This is a genomic window from Streptomyces sp. enrichment culture (assembly GCF_964272855.1).
In the GTDB taxonomy this organism is placed as follows: domain Bacteria; phylum Actinomycetota; class Actinomycetes; order Streptomycetales; family Streptomycetaceae; genus Streptomyces.
Genome location: NZ_OZ186847.1, coordinates 947857 through 966476 on the forward strand (window position 1 = coordinate 947857; position 18620 = coordinate 966476).

The following is an 18620-nucleotide window of genomic DNA, read 5'->3' on the forward strand; positions in this document are numbered from 1 at the left end:
GATTACGGCAGGGTGATCTCGGTCGCGGGATCGCGCTGCCCCGGCAGACCGTCCACTGCCATGACCTCCTCGATGAACGCGGATACGGCCTGCCAGACGGACGCGGGGTGATCGACAGCCACGAAGTGTCCGCCCGGCACCGATGTGCCGGTGACTGCGGCTCCCCAGTCCCGCCATAGCCGTACATCCGCCGCGCCCAGGTGCTCGTCGTCCTCCCCGAGGACGACCAGAACGGGCTCGCCCAGGTCCGCTCTCTCCTGGGGCAGGACCGAGAGGACTTCACAGTCGGCGCGCAGTTGGGGCAGGAGCAGTTCGAGCATCTCCTCGTCCTCAAACAGCCCTGGTGGAATACGCCAGGACGTCCTCAGCCAGTCGACGAACTGCGCGTCGGTCAGGCCCGGGGGGAGTACCGCCGCCGGCGCCACCGGAGCGGGTGCGCTGACCGCGATCAGTCCGGCTACCGTGATCCCCCTGTCTGCCAGTGCCTGCTGGGAGGCCAAGGCCAGGGAGGCACCACTGCAGTTCCCCAGCAGAAACAGCGGTCCCGAGCGTGACAGCTCGGCCGCGCTCCGGGTGATCTCCTCCAGGTAAACGTCAGCGCTGGAGACGGCGCCGGCCATGAACCGGGTCTCACGGCCGGCGAAACGCACGACTCCGGTTCTCAGCCACGGTGGTGCCATCTGCTGCAACGCGTAGAGCGAGGAGACTCCGGCGCCGGCATGCGGGATGCAGAGCAGGGCGGCCCGATGCACGGACGCGTCGTGGCCCTGCGCCGCGAGGATCTTGCCGGTGATCGCGTCGTTTTCCGGTATCACGCGTTTCCTCCGTCAACGTATGGTGCGACCATCTGCCGCAGAGCCGTCACGTGCTCGGCAGCGAGCTGTTCCAGCAACGAGGCCGCTGCCGCCCCCTTCGCCCGTACCAGGCATCTGTGTGCGCCGGGGGCACCGTCCGTGCGGTTCACGACCTCGATGGTCAACGGGAAGTTGTTCTCATCGAACGCCTCGCTCGTCCTGATCACCGAGTGGACGGAATTCAGCACGTGGAAGTCGACGTAGTTGAAGAGAACGGGAGGCAAAGTGTCCGGTGCCGCCCCCAGTTGCACGGATAGTGGTGCGTAGCGTGTCTGCATCAGCACCCGTTCGGCGTCCCAGACGCGACGCGCCAGTTCCTCGGCCGATTCCCCCTGCTGCTGGGCGAGTCCGAGCAATCGCAAACGCACAAAGTAACCGATGCAGGTGTCACCGCCCGGCAGGTCGGGGCGCCCCGAGACGGGAACACAGGCGCTGAGGTGCTTCGCCGTGTCCGTCTGCGTGGCCTTCATGTGAGCCGCGACGAACACCGACTTCAGGGGGACACCGGCCGCCGCTGCGAACGCCTTGGCCGCGTCGATCAACCGGTCATCCACAGGCACGCCGCTCTCCTGCGTGGTGCCGGTCATCGTCACCGCCCACGAAAACACCGGGCGCAGGCTCGGGCGGGCGGGTGTGAGGGCACCGGCCGACGCCAAGGCATCCATGTCCCGCGTCTCCAGCTCCGGCAGCGCGGCCAGGACCTTGAGGTGGTCGCCGGAGCGGGCTGCCAGGTCTTGCGGCCGGAGCAGGCCCAGGCACAGGTCGTACAGGTCGCGCAGTAGCACGCTGAGGCTCCAACCGTCTGTGACGACGTGGTGAGCGACCAAGGCCACGGTGAAGGAGCCGTCTTGCAGCCTGCCCACCCGGAACCGGAACAACGGCCCTGCCGTGAGATCCATGGGCTCGGCGCGCCGTTGCTCGATCCACCGGCGTGCGCGCGAGACGGCGTCGTCGTTGGAGTCCGCCGAGTCGTCATGGCTTGTCACGCTGACGGACGCGTCACCGCTCAGGTCGAGTTCGCCCTCAGAACGGTCCAGACGCAGGCGTGCCCGCAGCACAGGGTGGGCCGTGGACAGGGACGCGATGCCCTCAACGATGTCGTCCAACGTGCAGGAGAGGGACACGTGGTGGAGCAGTCCGTCCTGGTACGCACCGGTCGACGACTTCGACCACTCGTAGACGATGCCTTGCTGAGCCCGTGTCAGGGGAAGTACGGCGGTACCGGTGGTGACGGATTCGGCCGTCGTCCCGGCACGCGCCGGCTCCGGGGAGCGCTCGCGCCAGAGCTGGGCAAGGCCGCGGACCGTCGTCGTGGTGAACAGGTCCCTGAGCGTGAGCCGTTCCCTCAGCTGCGGGGTGGCGGTGAAGACGGTGGTGGCCAGAATGCTGTCTCCGCCCAGAGAGAAGAAGTCCGCGTCGGGTTCGACTTCGTCAGTGGTCAGCGACAGGGCCTGCGCGAAGGCCGCGATGAGGGTCTCCTCCACGCTTCGGGCCGCGTCAGACGCTTCGGGGGCCGGTTCGTCGGCCGTATCGGTCCAGGGCGAAGGCAGCCGGGACGGGTCCAGCTTCCCGTTCGCCGTCAGGGGGAGCTGGTCGACGCGCACGAAGTGGGACGGGACGAGATACGGCGGCAGCAGCGCGCGGGTCTGCTCGCGGAAGTACCGGACCGGCCGCTGCGCGGCGTGCTCGTCGGGCCGTATGTAAGCGACGAGCCGGGGCTCCCGCAAGACCGGGTGCAGCTGGGCGAGGACGACGGCATCACCTACTCCGTCGACACGGGAAACCGCCGCCGCCACCTCTTCCGGGGCGACGCGATGACCACTGATCTTCACTTGGTGATCGGCGCGCCCGCAGTGGTACAGGACGCCGGTACGTGGATCCACGCGCCCGAGGTCACCTGAGCGGTAGAAACGCTCGGGTTCGCCGTTCTCGCCGGGCAGGTTCACGAAGGCGCGCGCGGTCGCCTCGGGGTCGTCGAGATACCCGACGGCCAGACCGTGGCCGCCGACGAACAGCTCGCCCGTCTCACCCGGCCCCAGGAGCCGGCCGTCGGCGTCCCGCACAGTGACGCTCCTGCCGGTCAGGGCGTGGCCGACGGGAACCTGGACGTCGGCGAGGGAGTCGTCGCCGAGGACATGGAAAGTCGAGTGCACCGATGTCTCGGTGATGCCGTACATATTGACCAGGCGGGGTGCCGTGAGGCCCTGCCTGCGCGCCCACGCTTTCACCGTCGCCGACGGCAGGGCCTCACCACCGAAGATGACATGGGTCAGGTCCCTGCTCGACGTCGCCATGTCGAGCAACCGGGCATCGGTGGTGATCCGCCGGAACGAGGACGGGGTCTGGCTGAACACGTTTACGCGCTGCTCGACCAGGAACCGGCACAACGCCTCGGGGTCGGCGACCGTTCCGGGCTCCGGAACGGCGACGCATCCTCCGGTCAGCAGCGCACCCCAGGTTTCCCAGGTGGAGTAGTCGAAAGCCGGCGAGTGGGTCCAGCTCCACACCGCGCCGGCCGGGATGGCCAAGTCGGTGGTGGCCGCCGTGACCAGCTGGGCGACCGCGGCGTGATCGATGAGAACGCCCTTGGGCTCTCCGGTCGAGCCGGAGGTGAACATCGCGTAGAGAACGGCGTCGTCCATTGCGCGGAGGGTGTCCTCGGGTGCCGGAAGCACGCTTTCGACGGGCTTGACGTCGTCAAGGTGCAGCGTCGCCGTGCCCGCGTCGAGCACGACGGCTCCGGCGTCGTCGACCACCACGCACACGCAGGAGGACCGCTCCACGACAGTGCGGAGCCGCTCGGAGGTGTGCCGTAGGTCGAGCGGTACGTAGGTCGCGCGCAGCTCGGCGGCCGCGATCATCGTGCTGAGAAACCAAGGACCCGGCAGGGCCGCGATGGCCACTCGGTCCCCTGCCCCCACGCCTCGCAGCCGCAGCGTCGCCTCGACAGCCTGAGCCGCCTGCGCCAGCTCCGAGTACGACACGGTGCCTTGTGCCGTCCGTACCGCCGGGGCATGCGGGCACGCGGCCGCGCGGGAGTAAAACATGGCACTGAGAGTGCGCAAGTCAAGAGCCTTTCCGTTGGGACCTCAGATGGCCTGGCAGGACTGCGCCAGCAGCTCGGCCGTCTGGAGGCGGTAGATGTCACGCACGGAGCACCGCAGGCCCGCGTCGCGCAGCATCGCGGCGAGCCTCATGGCGTCCAGGGATGAGCCTCCGAAGTCGAAGAAGTTGTCCTCTTCTCGGAGTGTCGGCGCACCGAGGACTTCGCGCATGCACGTGAGGACGACACCAGCTTCGCCGGAGGGGCGTTCCGGCTCCGCGGCCGGCGCTACCTGCTGTGCGGGCGCGGCCGCGAGTCGGTCCTGGAGGACGCTTGTGTCGACCTTGCCATTGCCCGTCATGGGCAGCGCGGGCAGAACGACGATGCGCGACGGAACGAGATGGTCCGGCAGGGCGTCGGAAAGGGAGACACGCAGGGCCTGTGCGGTGAGGGAGACCCCCTCATCAGGAACGACGATGGCGCCGAGGTACTTGCCTCGCTCGCCGCCGTTCAGGACGCTGACGGCGACATCCGCTACCCCGGGCTGATGCCGGATCGCGTGGTCGACCTCGCCTGGTTCGACCCGGAAGCCCCGGATCTTGACTTGCTGGTCGGCTCGGCCGACGAAGTTCAGTCCGGCGTCCGACCAGTAGCCGATGTCGCCCGTACGGTACATGCGCGCGCCAGGGGCTCCGAACGGGTCAGCGACGAAGTTGTCGTGCGCTGCTGGGTCGGCGGAGCGGTAGCCCATGGCCACGCCGTCGCCGGCGATACAAATCTCACCGGCACAGCCGGGCGGCACCGGCTTCAGTTGCCGGTCCAGTACATAGACGCGAGTGCCCGCAGTAGGGCCACCGAGTGGTAGCCGCTTCATGCCGCTCAGATCCGTCGAAGCGTCGATGGCAAGGGTGGTGGCGAACGTAGTCGTCTCCGTCGGGCCGTACTGATGCCGGACGACCAGGTTCGGGCAGGCGGCCAGGACGTCCCGGACGGCTTCGACGGTCACCACGTCCCCGCCGGCGAGCACCGTCTTCAGGCCTGCGAAGCAGGACGGGTCCGTCTGGGCGAGAACACGGAACAGGCCCGCCGTGACAGCCATCGCCGTGGCCTGCGACTCCTTGACCAACCAGCGGTAGTCCGCCAGGTCGAACTGCCGGTCGGGCGCGATGAAGACGGTGTTGCCGCGTGTGAGCGGCACCCATATCTCGTAGGCGGCGGCATCGAAGCTGTGCGGCGCGTGGAAGACGACCACCTCGTGTCCGTCGTCGAAGTCGGGGTCCGCCGTGAACGACAGGAGGTTGGCGTGGGTCAGGCCGATGGCTTTGGGGGTACCGGTCGTACCGGAGGTCGTCATGACACAGAGCAGTTCGTCGGCGCGGGGACCACCGCCTGGTTCGGCAGTCGCGGGCGCGTCACCCGTAGCAGTGCCGTCAGGACCTTCTGTCAGCCCTGTCAGCGACAGATGGACGACTCCCTCGACCAGGGGCGCCTCGCCGGCGGTGACCAGCCACCTGGCCCCCACGGCAGTCGTTAGGTTCCGCAGCCGTTCAAGCGGGGTGGCCGCGGCCAGGGGCATGTAGACGGCTCCCAGGCCCGCGACAGCGAGCATCATCTCGACGACGGCCACGCCTCGGGGCAGGGCGAGGGCCACCACCTCCCCGGCCCGGACGCCACGGGAGTGTAGGCTGGCGCGGAGGGCACGGGTGCGCCGCATCAGTTCCGCGTATGTGATGGTGGAGTCGGTCGTGCCCAGCGCGACGGCCGAAGGCGACTCACGCTCCCACCGCGCGACAGCGTCCCACAGCGTCGCCGCGGAAGGCTCACTGCGTGCCCCTGTCCCACGCCGGACGATGGCCTCCCGGTCGGCGTCCGACAGCAGAGCGAAGGAACCGACCGGTTCGTCGAGGGCTGCCTGAAGAGAGTCGATCAGCACGTGCCAGGAGTCGACGAGGGAGACGACCAGATGCTCCGGAAGGACCTCGTGAGCGAACTCGGCGGTGCCGGTGAGACGGCCGTCCGACACGCTGAAGGACACAGCTAGGTCGAAACGGGCAACCCCCAGGTCGATCGGCGTCGCGGTGCACCGTACGCCGTCAACCGACCCGAACCAGTCACCGGCCTCCTCATTGACGACCAGCATCGTCTGCGCCAACGGCAGTCGGGAGGCGTGTCGTTCCGCGCCAGCCAGCGCGACGATGCGGTCAAAACTGCAGTCCGAGTGCTCCAGGGCCTCCAGCAAGAGATCCTGTACCGACTTCACGAAGTGGCCGCCCGGAAGCGCCGGGTCGACGTTCATACGCAGGGGCAGCGTGCTTACATGCATCCCGATGGCGTCGGCGGAGTCCTGCCGATGACGGCCGGAGAACGCGGTGGCCACGACCACGTCGTTTTGACGGGCGAAACGGCTCAGGACGACCGCGAAACTGGCGAGCAGGACGGAAGTGACTGTGCCGCCCGTGCGGCCAGCAACGGCCTCGACGCGCGCCAGCAGATCCGACCAGTCGAACCGGTAGGTGCGTCCGGCGCCGCTGAGCGCCTCCGGCCTCTGCTCCGGGGAGAGCTCCAACGACGGCGGCGGACTGCTGAAGACCTCCCGCCAGTAGGCCACCGCCGCGGCACTCGGCTCCCGCTGCGGGGGTGCTGTGAAGTGATAACGCGACGAGTCGATGGGCTCGCCGGTGTAAGCGGCTTCCAAACGGCGCATGAACAAGCTCCGCGAAGCTCCGTCGAACACGACGTGATGCGCGACCGCGGCGAGCGTTACGCGGCCCGCCGAGTGGCGCAGCACCGCGCACCGGAAGAGCGCCTCGCCCTCGGTGAAAGGACGGGCGCACAAGTCCTCGACAATGGCCTTGGCCTGTCGCTCGGCGTCCGCCGGTGACTCACTGGTGAGGTCCAAGAACATGGCCCTGGGAGGATCCCCGACCGGGACGGTCCAGTAGACCCCGTCCCGACGGGCAAGCGCGCTCCTGAGCGCGATCTCGTTCGCCACCACGGTGTCCACCGCGTGGCACAAGCGTTCCGGATCGACCTCCCCGGTCAGCTCGAACAGAAGCGGTACGTGGTATACGGGTTTGCCGTCACCGAACATTTCCTGCATGAACAGCAGCGAGGCCTGTTCCGGTGACAGGGGCTGGATGTCTTCTTGCGGCTTGTCGGCCTGCCGTTCCGCCTCGACCGTCTCGCGCGCCGCTTCCACCGCTAGGGCGAGTGCGCGCGGGGTGCGATGCCGGAAAGCAGTGCTGGGGGGCAGAGCAACGAATGCCGCCTTCTCGATCGCCGCCATAACCCGCAACGCGCTGAGCGAGGTGCCACCGATGGTGAAGAAGTCTTCATCGCGCGCTATTTCACCGCACCCGAGCACCTGTTGCATGATCTCTCCGACGAGTCGCTCGGTCGGCGTCACCAGGCCCGCGGTAGCGTGCCGTGATCGCAACGGCACGAAGGTACCCGCCGCGAGCGCCTTGCGGTCAACCTTGCCGCTCCGGTTGAGCGGGATGGAATCGGCGGACCAGTAGCGTGCCGGAACCATGTAGTGCGGAAGGTTGTCACCGGCGTAGGCCTGTACGTCCTCCACCGTGAGCTCCGGCTCGCGGGCCGTGATCCAGGCATGCACCTGCAAACGTCCGAGACTGTCGGGAACAGCCGCGACAGCGACGTCCGCGACCCCCGGGTGGCGGCGCAACAGAGCCTCGACTTCATCCAGTTCGATCCGGAAGCCGCCGGCCTTGACTTGGGAATCCCTGCGCCCCAAAAACTCCAGTTCTCCCGTGGCCCCCCGGCGCGCCATGTCCCCGGTCCGGTACATCCTCAGCTCGCCGGAACCCCACGTGCAGGGGACGAACTTGCCGGAGAAAGCCTGCGCCTCGCCCAGATAGCCCACAGCAACCGGCAGGCCGGCGACGCACAGCTCACCCGGCACACCCGGCGGCAGCCGGCGGCCGAGCGCGTCCAGTACCTGCACCTGGGCACCTTGGATCGGCGTCCCGAGAGGTATCCTCCCAGGGACGTCCGCCGCGCTCTCGTAACGTCGGGTGGTCACCCAGACCGTGGTTTCGGTGGGGCCGTACACGACCGTGACGGATCGGCCTTCGACCGCTTCCAAGGTGGTGCGTACGACCGCCGGGTCGACGACGTCGCCCCCGGTGAAAATCTCGACGGGCCCGTCGATCAGGCTGATGTCGTCCGCGGCGAGCGCCTGGAGCAGGCCAATGGTGACCCACGCGGTGGTGACACCGTGTTGCCGCATGAGCGTCCCCAGCGTCCGGGGAGTGACCCGGCCGGGTGGCGCAACGACCACGCGGTCACCCCTGATCAGGGGGGTCCAGACCTCGAAGGTGGTGGCATCGAAGGACAGAGACGAGTAGTGGACGAACACCCGGCGGTACTCGCCGGGAAGGTAGTCCGCTTCCAGTGAGAAGTTGAGGACGCTCTCGTGCCTGATCCCCACAGCCTTGGGAACACCGGTGGAACCCGAGGTGTGGATCACGTGGGTGAGCTGGTCGCCGGTGACCGCTTTGTACGTCAACGGTGTCTCGCCGCCTGGGCGACCTGGCGGGACGTCGGTGATGAAGCCTCGGATCACCCGCAGGCGCGGTAGACGCCGGGCGAGCGACCCTTCGGCTCCCTCTTCACCGCCCTGGACGCGGTCCGCCTCGCCCTCGACCAGGACGGTGTCCGAGCCCAGCGCCGAAAGAGCCTGCACATCACGCTGGTTGAGCTGCTCGGCGTCGAAGCAGCTGTAGGCGGCGCCGACACGCATCACCGCAAGCATCGCGACGATCTCAAAGAGACCGCGCCGTGTCACGATCGGAACGATGGCACCGGCGCCGACTCCCGCCGCTCGTAGCTGCTCCGCCAGGACGCTGGAGAAACGTTCCAGCTGGCCGTACGTCGTGTCCCCTTCCTCCGTCGTCACCGCGACCAGGTCCGGATCCTCGGCGGCATGTGCCAGTACCTGGGCGACGATGCTCGAGTCAGCGAACTTCCGGGAAGGCTCCCTGTTCAGGCCGTCCTGTATCTCCGCGTCGGCCCGCCGAAGCAGGTCGATACGACTGATCGTGCGGCCGGCAACGTCGGCCCAACGGGCGCAGCACTCCTGGATCTCCTGTTTGATCGAATCCAGCGGCACACGGATCGCATAGGACTCCGAGGCCTGGAGGGTGAGCGTGGGAATATCTCGCCCTGTGAACCGGCACCGCACGGTCAAGCCCTCTGCCAGAGTGCCGACCTCGTCGATGCGCTCCGTGAACAGCCGGAATCCCAGCGACCCCGAGGAAGTGATGTCGCCCTGAATCACCCAGTCGACGCTTCCGCGAATGAAGTCCGCAAGCCGCCCGGCCCGCTCAGAGAGAGTCTCACCGCTTCGAGAAGCGAAGGACCGCCCTGAGTGGCCGATTGTGAAGTCGTCACCACCTCCGGTACGCCATTGCAAGATCGTGAGTACGACACTCAGGAGCCGCGCCGACCCGTCGCCTTCTCCGATGCTTCCACCCTGCGGCGGTATGACGGAGCGTCGGCCTCCAACAGCATCCTCGCAGAAGCAGTCAGGAACCAGGACGACCTCGGTCACTTTCAACCCTAACCTTCCCCCGCAGCAACCCAGTTGGGGCACCACTCAGGTCCGACTCTTGACATCCCGGCAGCGCCGGAGCCGCCACGGAGCGATGATCATACTCACGAACGACCGCCTTCTGGAGGGTGAACTCCGACACTTCGGCAGGGCGGACGGGTCACCCCTTCACAGATCGCCCCCACATTGAGAACTGTGCCCGATATGAACCGATATCACACTTAATGAGCTTGGGTCATCTTTTACTCATTGTCAACCTCGAGCAATGGCTCGATTTGTCGCACTGTCGGCGACTGCACTCGAAAGCAGATCCCGGTGAGCACCCACCGCCATGACTCCTGCCACTCGGGTCGGCAGGAGTCATGGCGCCAGACCGAAAGGAAAGGGCACTCCGGACACAGCGTGCCGGACAGGATGCAGTGAACTCACGAAGGAACAGCCCAAGCCCATTACGAACCAGTCGCTGTGAACTTTTCGTAGTAGCTGGCCGGTCGAAGCACTTGATAAGCGCATTCCTATGGCTACACTTACCGCTGTCGAGGCAGCAGGCCAAGCAGCGGCCAATAAGAGGTCTTGGCTACCTCCGAAGCCGGCCCTGATCTGAGACTCTCGCAAGACTGGACGAACTTCCTGGCACGCTCTCCGAACGTGAAGGAATTCCGTACGTACTCCGGCCATGGCCGCCTACTGTTCGCGTGTCACACTGTCAACGAGCAGGGCTTCACTAGCCGCACCACTGTTACAGCAAGCGCATGCGCACCGTCGACGACGCCGTCCATGATCTCGTAGTTATCCAGCTTCCAGTCCTGCAGAGACTTGTCCGCGGCGAAGAACGTGATGAAGTCGTCCCGGCTCTTGTTCGGCGCCAGCTTACGATGCTGGTCCACCAAGATGCGCTCCAGCAGCCGCAGATCATTGCTCTGCACCGGCACCACGCGAGACCCCCAATCTCCGCAAACAAAGAGATGTTGGCAGGCTTGCGCGACCATGAACAGCCCGCCGACGAGAGGCCAGTGCGCCCCTCAGCGGGGCGACATCGCCTCAGCACCTCCAGCGGCGTTCGACTTTGCAAAGGCGAAGGCTATGACGTGTTGGTCGCCAAGGGCCCGGGCCGCATCTACCGCAGGCGTGTGTCATCACGACGCCCTCGCGTCAAGTGCTCGCTGGAGGAGAACCCCGGGGGGAGCGGTGCCACCGCCGGAGTTGCAGCACACCCACTCGGAAGCGCCCTCCGGCCGCGTCTGCAGGGGCTTGCCGTCGAACGCCTCTCTCACAGGCGCACGCGCCGGCGTTCCATCGGCTCCGTGTAGTACCCGCTCGGCCCCCGCAGCAAATATCCTTCCTTCGTCGTGCCGCGCTTCTCCCTATGGTGTTCGATCGCCTCTCGTACCGAGCGGGGCAGTGGCACCTCCCGGAACTCCCCCACCTTGCGATGCTTCAGCTTCGCTGGCCGGTGCGTGTTGGAGTGGATCTGCTCGTGCACCCGATACACGTCGTCCGCCACGACGTTGTTCACGTTCACGGCCCGGGCTTCGCCGTTGCGTAGTTCGCATCCCGCCATCATCACGATCTCCAGGGCAAGGTCGTCACCCGCGACAGCCAGAGCCTGCTTCAGATAGGCCAGGTTCGGAATGACCACCCTCTAGCGAACGTACTCCGGCTCCTGCACTCCTTGACCGGCCTATCCGCCATCGCTCCCTTGTCGTAGGCGTCCAGCAGGATCGCCTTGACGGTGCGCAGGATGTTGACCTGATTGCCCTGGCCGACGCCGTCGGCCTCCAACTCCTCCAGGCAATGTTCCACCACGAGGGGTTACGGATATCAGCTTCCGTGACCCCAGGCGCGGAATGATATGGACGTTGATGGAGCTGTTGACGTGCTCGCCCGTGGAGTATTCGGTCATCCGGCGCTGGCGGGGCAGCCACTGCTTCGCGTATTCCGCTACCGTCTTCTGCCCCAGCTCCCTGCGCGCTTCCGCGACGGACGGCGCCGTGCGCTTCTTCTCCGCGTACATCTGCGTGAGGCGCTCGATCGCGTCATCCTGCGTGTCGAACCCGCCCTCCTCGACCTGCTTCCCCAGACCGTTGCGGAAACGGATCGTGTACGGGTGCGGGCACCGCGTCGGCCTGGCACAGCCGCAGTCTTTGAAGAACGAGCCCATACCGCGAGCGAGGTGACGAGCCACGAGACGCACCTTCCAGACGGGAGCCAGGCATCTGCGCCCAGGCACCCGCCGCGACGGTCACCAAGTCAGCAAGCTCGGACGCTTCCGCGCCCATTGCTGACCACTTGCTGACCTGGGCGACCCGATCATGCCTCTGACCTGTACAAACGCCCAGATGCTAGATCTTGGACTTGAACAGAGTACGCAGCACTTTGGACTCCTGGAAGACGGCTCCCTGCCAGCTTTCTGCAGGTCAAGGGCGGTATCACTCTACAACTGGCACGCGCCTGAGTCGAAGATTGTGAGGAACATCGCTCCGGTCGGGCTGCACGGCTGCCCACCTGGGCTTTCACGCCGCACCGGCGCCTGTGGAGACGACCGCCTTGGAATGGGTGGGGACCGATGCTGACCGAATGCTGACTTCTCTGACGGTACGTCACGCAGATCCAATAGGGCTCGGGGCAAGTCCCTTCCGCTCCCCCCGCGGCACCTCAGACTTACCCAGCCGAGAACATCGAAGGCCGACTCGATCTTCTTGGCGATCACATTCGGTGCCAACCGTCCGTCTCGTCCTCCAAGAGCAAGCCTTCGTAGGCGCTTCGGTCACCATGACCATGGGTTCGGCCTCACAACACAGCTCCGGCTCGCAAGCGCGAATTTCACCTTGCCGGACGCAGAACGATCAACGAGAGGGCTAACGATCTGACGGTGATGTGGGGCGCGGGTATGACCTTTAGGAGGGGCGAAAGCGGCATGTAGTGTCACCACTGCTCGCCTCCATGGCGCACAAGAGCCGCTCCTCGACGCCTTTCAATCGTCCTGCATGCAAGTGGACGACACTTGGACCCGCACCACGGGCCGCACAAGTCATCTGAGGTCACCGCTGGGGCCAACGGTCCGTGAGGTGGCGGGTGAAGAGGTCGAACATCTGGCCGCGGCTCTGGCCCCGGGTCCCGCGCAGGGCGACGAGGAACCCGGTCAGCAACGCCACCAGCCGCAGGGGGCGGGCGAGGGCCAGGACGAGCGCGATGACCGGTACGGCACTGACTGAGGCCAGGAAGTTGTGAAGCATGAGGTTGAGCAGCCTTTCATCGGCGGGTTGTTGGCACCTCATGACCTCATGTCGGGAAGATGCTGACGGCGGGAACTTCGCGGGGTTGTAATGGGCGCATGCCTCGAACCCGCCCTCGGGCGCCGATGCCGCGCTGATCCAGGCCCTCGCGGAGCGGGATGTGCACGTTTCGGTCTTCCAACTGGAGCGGTGGCGGGCGGCTGGTCGGCTTCAGCGCCATCCCCGGCGGGGACTGGGCCGAGGGTGCGGCACCCGTGCCGTACTGCTGCCGGAGACTGTCGTGCAGGCCGAGGTGCTGGCCCGCACGACCCGGCAGGGGCGGGCTCCGGCCTCTGTGGCGACCGGTGAGCTCGTTCGGGCGGTCGTCAATAAGGAGCCTGCCCGGCTCCGGGCGGTGGTCGTCGAGCGCCTGCGCCGACTGGCCGCCGGTCTCGGCGCGTATCCAACGCTGGCGGCCGAGGCTGCGGCGGATTCCGACGAGGAGGCCGAGGCGCTGCTGGAGGCGGCAGGCCGCCTCGCGCGAGACGTGCCTGGCCCCGCCGACGCGCACAACATGCTCCTCGACGCCGTGGCGGAGCACGGCCTGGACGTAGCGGGCATTGCGCGGATGCCTCAATGGCAACGGCCCCAGCCCCTTGCGGCGGTCGCACTGCGGCTCTTTGCCGCAGGCCGGGACGAGGTGGGGTTGGACGAGGTCGCTGAGGCGCTCGGCGAGGGCCTTGGGCTGTCCGCCCAAGCGGCTGATGACTTGCAGCGGTCCGTGGCCCAGGAAGAGGAGCGGACCCGTCGACGCGGTGAGGACCCATGGAGGGCTCTGCCGCCCGAGCACGACGCGGGGACGCTGCTGTCAGCGATAGACGCCTCGGACGACGAGGAACTGCTCCGGGCGGCCGAAGCAGTCACGTCCGTCGCCCCGATCCAGTTGGTGGCCGTACTGGGCGTCCTCATGGGCGTGCACGGGGTGGAAATCCACCTGGCGATGCAGCCCGGACGGTGTGCTGCGGATGCTGCGCCACCCGGTTTGGTGGCAGTGGGGACAGTACGTCACGGCGGCCTCCGCCAGCCGGGAGGACGCCGCCTCCCTGTCCATCGCCCAAGTCCTCAACACCCCTGGGCTCGCCAAGACGCTGCCCGCCTACCTGCAGTTCCTACGCGAGGAGCTCGGACTTGCGCGGCTTGAGGAGCCGACCGGCCAGGAGTGACGTGCCGGCTTTCGCTCAGTTCCTGAGTGCCTTCTCGTTCTGGTGCCTGCGGAAACAGATCCGAAGCGGTCGTCGTCTCGGTACGTGACAAGGCGACGACAGACACCTCGTGAGGATGTCCCATACAGTGAAGCGAGGGTCAGCACTCAGATCTCGTTGATCAGGTCCCAGACGTACGGGGGACTCAGGTCCTGTTCATGCAGGTCCCGAACGATCTGTTCCAGGAAGGGAACCCTGTTCTTCAGCTGCGGTAGGAGTTCCTGAATCCAGCCCGACGCCTCCTTCGGAGGCCGCCGATAGATTCTCACGCAGCAGGAGTTTCATCTCCTGGAGCGCCTCGGGGCCAGTGGCGACGGGCGGGATCGTGACGAGCGCGGTGTACACCGTGGGCTCGGAGATGTTCCACTCGCCGTCTTCCTTCTGGACGGCCCCGATTGCCGGCTGGGCAGGGGGGTGACGTTCGTAGCGGTGGTTGAGCCGGCGGTATCCGTGAGCCAGGACATGGTCCGCTCGATCACCCGCCGGTGTCGGCCCAGACGCTGTTTCGACTCAATGCCCTTGCGGGCGATGCGGGGTGTGATCTGCTTGCGGCAGAGCCATCGCCGCAGGTCAGGAACGTCATAGGCTTTGTCGACGTGGCGTTTCCGGGATGGAAGTGCAGGCCGCGGTAGGGGTCGTGTTTCGTTTGGGGACCCGCCCCCATGGACTTCGATCCGTGGCGGTCATGGACGTTGCCGACGGAGAGTCCGACCACGAGGGGCAGCCCTCGACGATCGGGCAGGACATGCACTTTCGAGCTGGGTTTACCCCGGTCCATGGGACTCGGACCTGTATGTTCGCTCCCCGTTTTTTCGCCCTGCCGTGGGCCGAGGCGAGAACGACGCGCGACAGGTCTAGCAGGTCGGCGTCGTCGATGCGGTACAGAACCGCTTCATGAAGCCGGCACCACACTCCGGCCCGCGACCAGATCAGGAACCGGCGGTGCGCGGTCGACTTCAACATCCCGAAGCACGGCGGAAGCGCCCGCCAGGCGCAGCCACTGACCAGCACGTGGATGATCGCGGCGAACAGCTTCTCATCAGGCGTGTCCTGCGTCCCGCCACCCTGCGGCCGCGCCCTCGACGACGGGACCCGTCCGGAACAACTCAACCCCAAGAGCCCCCACCCATGACCCACCCAGCGACTCACGCCACATAGGACACGGTCTTACTGCCTACGCCACGTAGCCTGACGTAACGAGGCAGGACCGCACGCTGTCCCGACCAGCCACCTTGAGGGATGCGTCGTCACTGAAGGTCGATGGTCCGCAGAGCAGGAGGAAGCTCAGCCCGGTACGGGATCAGGCCAAGACGGCGCTGCTTGACGGTCGCGGCCACTGTGATGTGGGCCTGTGTCGGCACACCGACTGGGGTCCGGACGATCAGCGAGAGTGCTTCATCGCCGATCAGGGGTGTGTCCGGGGTGGCGGTGAACCTCCACTCGGGATCGCTGTCGCGTTCACCCATGCCGACGACGAACAGTTCCTCGCGCCCACCCTGCTGCGGTGTGAACTCCACACCTGCGTCGACGAGCATGAGATTGGCGGTCAGTGTCAGCGAGCCGGAGGGCGCAACGGGGACGGCCCGCCTTTTCGGAGAGATGGACCATGCGATGGGTTGCCGGTCGGCCGACTGGCCCGGCGCCTCCATCCGGACGCCGATGCCCGCGTTCGCGAACGGAGCGCCCTCGGGCGAAGGACGGAAAGAACAGACGATGCTGAGGAGCAGGTAGTCGTAATGGGCGGACTGCGCGTCCAGGAACTCCCCCCCAATCACCGTCGCCCTCGGCGGCCTGCATGCCGGTCAGCGGACGTACGACCGGTGCCCCCAGAGAAATTCGCCCTGTCAGCGAAGGCTGAGGAGCGGGTGTCTGGAGGAGGAGGGTCGGAACGAGCCTGAGGTCATAGGAGGTTGCTGCCTCCACCCCGGTCATACGCTCGAGAGAGATCATGCGGTGGCTTCCCGTGAGTGATCGGTGGCGGTGCGCCAGTCTCCGATGAAGCAGAACGCGCCCCAGTCCCGGTAGGCCGGGTAACAGGAACGCGTCGTGGACTGGGCTGTCCGGAACGCAGCACGCCGGTCTCCGGAGAGAGCGAGCTGTTCGTACAGGATTCCGAAGAAAGTGGTGGCCACGTCGGGGGACACAGGCCACAGGCAGCCGACGATGGCGGCAGCGCCGGCTTGAAGGAAGGCGGCAGGCAGGCCGTGCAGGTTGTCGTTGATGTCGAATCTGCCGAGGGCCGACTCGCATGCACTCATCGTGACGAGTTCGACGCCACGCAGATCGATCCTGAGGATGTCATGGGCGAAGACCCGGCCGTCGTCACCCCGCTCCGGGTCCGGTGACAAGAACAGGCATTGGTACCAGGGTGCCCACTCGTTGTGCGAACCATGGGCCGCCACATGGATGTAGCGGGCTTCGGGCAATGCCTCCAGGAAGCGGCGAGGAGTGGCATCGGCCCCCAGCACCAGGGTTGTGCCGCTCATCGAGGCGGCGATCCGTGCGGTGTGGGCCTCCAGTGTGTTCGTCCCTCCGCTGTCGAACGGGAAGGCGGCAAGCCCCCGCTGAGGGGAAGGAGACGATGCGGGGCGACCGAGGAAGGAAAGGCTGGACACCTGGGAGACGGTCCAGTCGTCGGCGAGGAGGCGGCCATCTGCGGACAGCAGGTGAAAGGGAAGGTAATGCAGGGGGCCGTTGGGCCAGACGCAGAGATGCGACTTGCCCTGGGCGAACCATGAAGGCAGAGAATCGGTAAAGCCGGCGAGATAAGAGCGGGAGTCGTTGGTCAGCAACTGGGCAGCGGTGCGCGACACCTCACGGTGCAGGGGGTCGGCGGTGATTTCCTGGCGCAGCTGCGCGATCTCGATTGCGGCAGGCGAGACAGTGAGCGTGTGGCCGGCTTTGAATGCTCGGACCAGGGCACCTTCGTACATCGGGAAGGCCATGGTTCGGTGGAACAGCTCCTCGTTCGTCACCGCCATCCCATGCAGGGCCATGACGGGGTTCACGGAGTCCACGTGGCCGACCTGCCCCAGGAAGAACGAGAGCAGCACGGTGTCCGGAGGAAGAAGCTTCTGGATCTCGTCGACCTGAAGAAGCGGGAACCACGTCGAGCCCCGCGCCAAGCGAAGTTCCCCGCTGATCCAGCGATCGGCGGCGCGCTGCAAGTTACGCACTTCGGTCTCGGCGTCGTGGTCCGGTTCGGCCTCGCCTGAACCCAGGTGATAGAGCATGGCGGTCTCGGTTCCACCGGGTAGGTCGAAGTCGGGCAGCGGTCCTGGAAGATCTGCCTCGGCAACGCGTGCGCGGGCCAGGATGCCTTCCAAGTGGGCGGAGAACTCAAAGGCACCCGGGCGCCCCACCGAGAGTGTGAAGTCCATGCCCTTGGCGGCCTGGTGAATGCCGGCCATCACCGACAGGTTGATGGTAGGGCCGCTCGCCCTGAAGGCCAGCGACTGGTAGAGGTCGTACAGCTTCCAGTCCACGGTCTCGTCCGGAACCTGACGCAGGAACACGGACGCGGGGACCAGCGCGATCGCGGATCGTTCGGCTTCGGGCCCTTCGGTGGCGGAGGCGCATCCCAGACCCGCGTCGAGGGCTGCGAGAGCGAAGTCGGTCTGTCGACACAGCGCGAAGCCGAAGGCTGCGGAGGCGAAGAGAGCCGCGGCGGCGCCCAGCTGTCCTTGTCCCTGGGCGTGCGCTCCCATGTCGTGAGCGAGCGCGGCATCGAGGTAGGTGATCGCATCGACATGGCGTCGGAAGGGAGAGGGTGACACCTGTCGCGCTTCGTTGATGAGGTCACGTCCGACGCCACCCTCCTGTTCCGGATCCGCGTGTGCCGCAAGGTGGAGAAGCGTCGCCGCTCGCTGCTCGGCAGGCCAGTCCTCCGCCTCCGCGGAGGAACGCACGTGGTCGGCGAGCAGGCCCACCTGCATCTGCTCCGGTGCACAGATCAGACGGTCATCGGCAAGGCAGTGCACCTCGCTCGACCAGCGCAGCCGGCGGTGGGAGTCCATAGACAGATGCGGCAGGTCACGGTCGGCCGCCGTCAGCAGACGGGCCTGGAGATCGAGGCGATGGGCTTCCCTCGCAAGGGTGAGCGCCTCCGCGAAGACGCATGAAGCCTCATGGAGCCCTTGCCGTCGCCTGATCACGGCGAGGGGCACGGGCAGCATCGCGGCAAGGTCGTCAGGCAGGGTCAGTTCGCCGAACCGGTACAGAATCCGCAAGAGGTAGAGGTGTGCCAACGGGTCACGACGCGGGTCGATGACGTCGAACGCCTCCCGGGCGGCGATGAGGATCTCGCGGTCGTACGATTCGTTCCTCATCCCGGCGAGGAAGGAGAGCGCTTCGGTCAGCGCCTTCAGCACCCGTCCCCGTTCGTGTCCCGTCGACAAGTCGGCGGATTCGCGGAGGTATGCGACAGCGGCCGCAGCCGCGTCCGGCGGCGGAGGCATGTCCGGGACTGCGGTGTGGGCGGGATCGTCGGGGTGGAGGGACTGGTGCCGTCTTTGGCGTTCCTCCCGGATGCTCAGTGCGCTGGTGAAGTCCCACCCTGCCGCTTCGCCGAGGTACGGGCTGAGATGCAGCATTCCGGCGGCGAAGAGGGTCTGGGCGAGTTCGTCGGTGTCCACTGCCCCAGCGACTCCGCGCAATGCGTCGAGCTGGGCTCGC

12 protein-coding genes and 1 pseudogene are annotated in these 18620 nt (G+C 66.7%); 1 reads left to right on the forward strand and 12 read right to left on the reverse strand.

Annotation, left to right across the window (positions count from 1 at the left end):
- Nucleotides 1–2: 2 nt before the first annotated feature.
- The 8 genes from ACSU6L_RS04050 to ACSU6L_RS04085 form a co-directional block, all read right to left on the reverse strand.
- Nucleotides 3–815 carry a thioesterase II family protein gene (locus ACSU6L_RS04050; RefSeq protein ID WP_437053594.1) on the reverse strand — a complete coding sequence of 271 codons (813 nt, stop codon included), beginning with the start codon at nucleotides 813–815 and terminating at the stop codon, nucleotides 3–5.
- Nucleotides 812–3901: an amino acid adenylation domain-containing protein gene (locus ACSU6L_RS04055; protein ID WP_437053596.1), complete on the reverse strand. Its 3090-nt coding sequence runs from the start codon at nucleotides 3899–3901 to the stop codon at nucleotides 812–814. The genes ACSU6L_RS04050 and ACSU6L_RS04055 overlap by 4 nt, the downstream gene beginning before the upstream one ends.
- A gap of 42 nt (nucleotides 3902–3943) precedes the next feature.
- Nucleotides 3944–9196, reverse strand: coding sequence for an amino acid adenylation domain-containing protein (locus ACSU6L_RS04060; protein WP_437053598.1), 5253 nt, complete (start codon nucleotides 9194–9196; stop codon nucleotides 3944–3946).
- A gap of 971 nt (nucleotides 9197–10167) precedes the next feature.
- Entirely contained in the window at nucleotides 10168–10404 is a 237-nt protein-coding gene (locus tag ACSU6L_RS04065; protein ID WP_437053600.1) for a hypothetical protein, read from the reverse strand.
- 335 nt (nucleotides 10405–10739) lie between these two features.
- The gene (locus ACSU6L_RS04070; protein ID WP_437053602.1) at nucleotides 10740–11108 is read right to left on the reverse strand and encodes a hypothetical protein; all 369 of its coding nucleotides are present in this window, start codon (nucleotides 11106–11108) and stop codon (nucleotides 10740–10742) included.
- A gap of 42 nt (nucleotides 11109–11150) precedes the next feature.
- Nucleotides 11151–11630, reverse strand: a complete 480-nt coding sequence (locus tag ACSU6L_RS04075; protein WP_437053603.1) for a hypothetical protein — start codon at nucleotides 11628–11630, stop codon at nucleotides 11151–11153.
- An 880-nt stretch (nucleotides 11631–12510) separates the two neighbouring features.
- Entirely contained in the window at nucleotides 12511–12705 is a 195-nt protein-coding gene (locus tag ACSU6L_RS04080) for a hypothetical protein (RefSeq protein WP_437053605.1), read from the reverse strand.
- Between the two features lie 46 nt (nucleotides 12706–12751).
- Nucleotides 12752–13441 carry a hypothetical protein gene (locus ACSU6L_RS04085; RefSeq protein ID WP_437053607.1) on the reverse strand — a complete coding sequence of 230 codons (690 nt, stop codon included), beginning with the start codon at nucleotides 13439–13441 and terminating at the stop codon, nucleotides 12752–12754.
- Nucleotides 13442–13709: 268 nt separating this feature from the next.
- Between ACSU6L_RS04085 and ACSU6L_RS04090 the strand changes: the two genes are divergently transcribed.
- Nucleotides 13710–13907, forward strand: a complete 198-nt coding sequence (locus ACSU6L_RS04090; protein WP_437053609.1) for a hypothetical protein — start codon at nucleotides 13710–13712, stop codon at nucleotides 13905–13907.
- 146 nt (nucleotides 13908–14053) lie between these two features.
- Here the strand turns inward: ACSU6L_RS04090 and ACSU6L_RS04095 are convergent, their stop codons facing one another.
- The 4 genes and pseudogenes from ACSU6L_RS04095 to ACSU6L_RS04110 all read right to left on the reverse strand — a co-directional run bounded on the left by ACSU6L_RS04095 (nucleotide 14054) and on the right by ACSU6L_RS04110 (nucleotide 18580).
- Nucleotides 14054–14215: a hypothetical protein gene (locus ACSU6L_RS04095; RefSeq protein ID WP_437065244.1), complete on the reverse strand. Its 162-nt coding sequence runs from the start codon at nucleotides 14213–14215 to the stop codon at nucleotides 14054–14056.
- A 142-nt stretch (nucleotides 14216–14357) separates the two neighbouring features.
- Nucleotides 14358–15038 (reverse strand): annotated as a pseudogene (locus ACSU6L_RS04100) (IS5 family transposase); the annotation flags it as partial.
- Nucleotides 15039–15193: 155 nt separating this feature from the next.
- A complete protein-coding gene (locus ACSU6L_RS04105; RefSeq protein WP_437053611.1) occupies nucleotides 15194–15721 on the reverse strand; it encodes a hypothetical protein in 528 nt (175 codons plus the stop codon).
- Between the two features lie 171 nt (nucleotides 15722–15892).
- The gene (locus ACSU6L_RS04110; RefSeq protein ID WP_437053613.1) at nucleotides 15893–18580 is read right to left on the reverse strand and encodes a CHAT domain-containing protein; all 2688 of its coding nucleotides are present in this window, start codon (nucleotides 18578–18580) and stop codon (nucleotides 15893–15895) included.
- Nucleotides 18581–18620 lie beyond the last annotated feature (40 nt).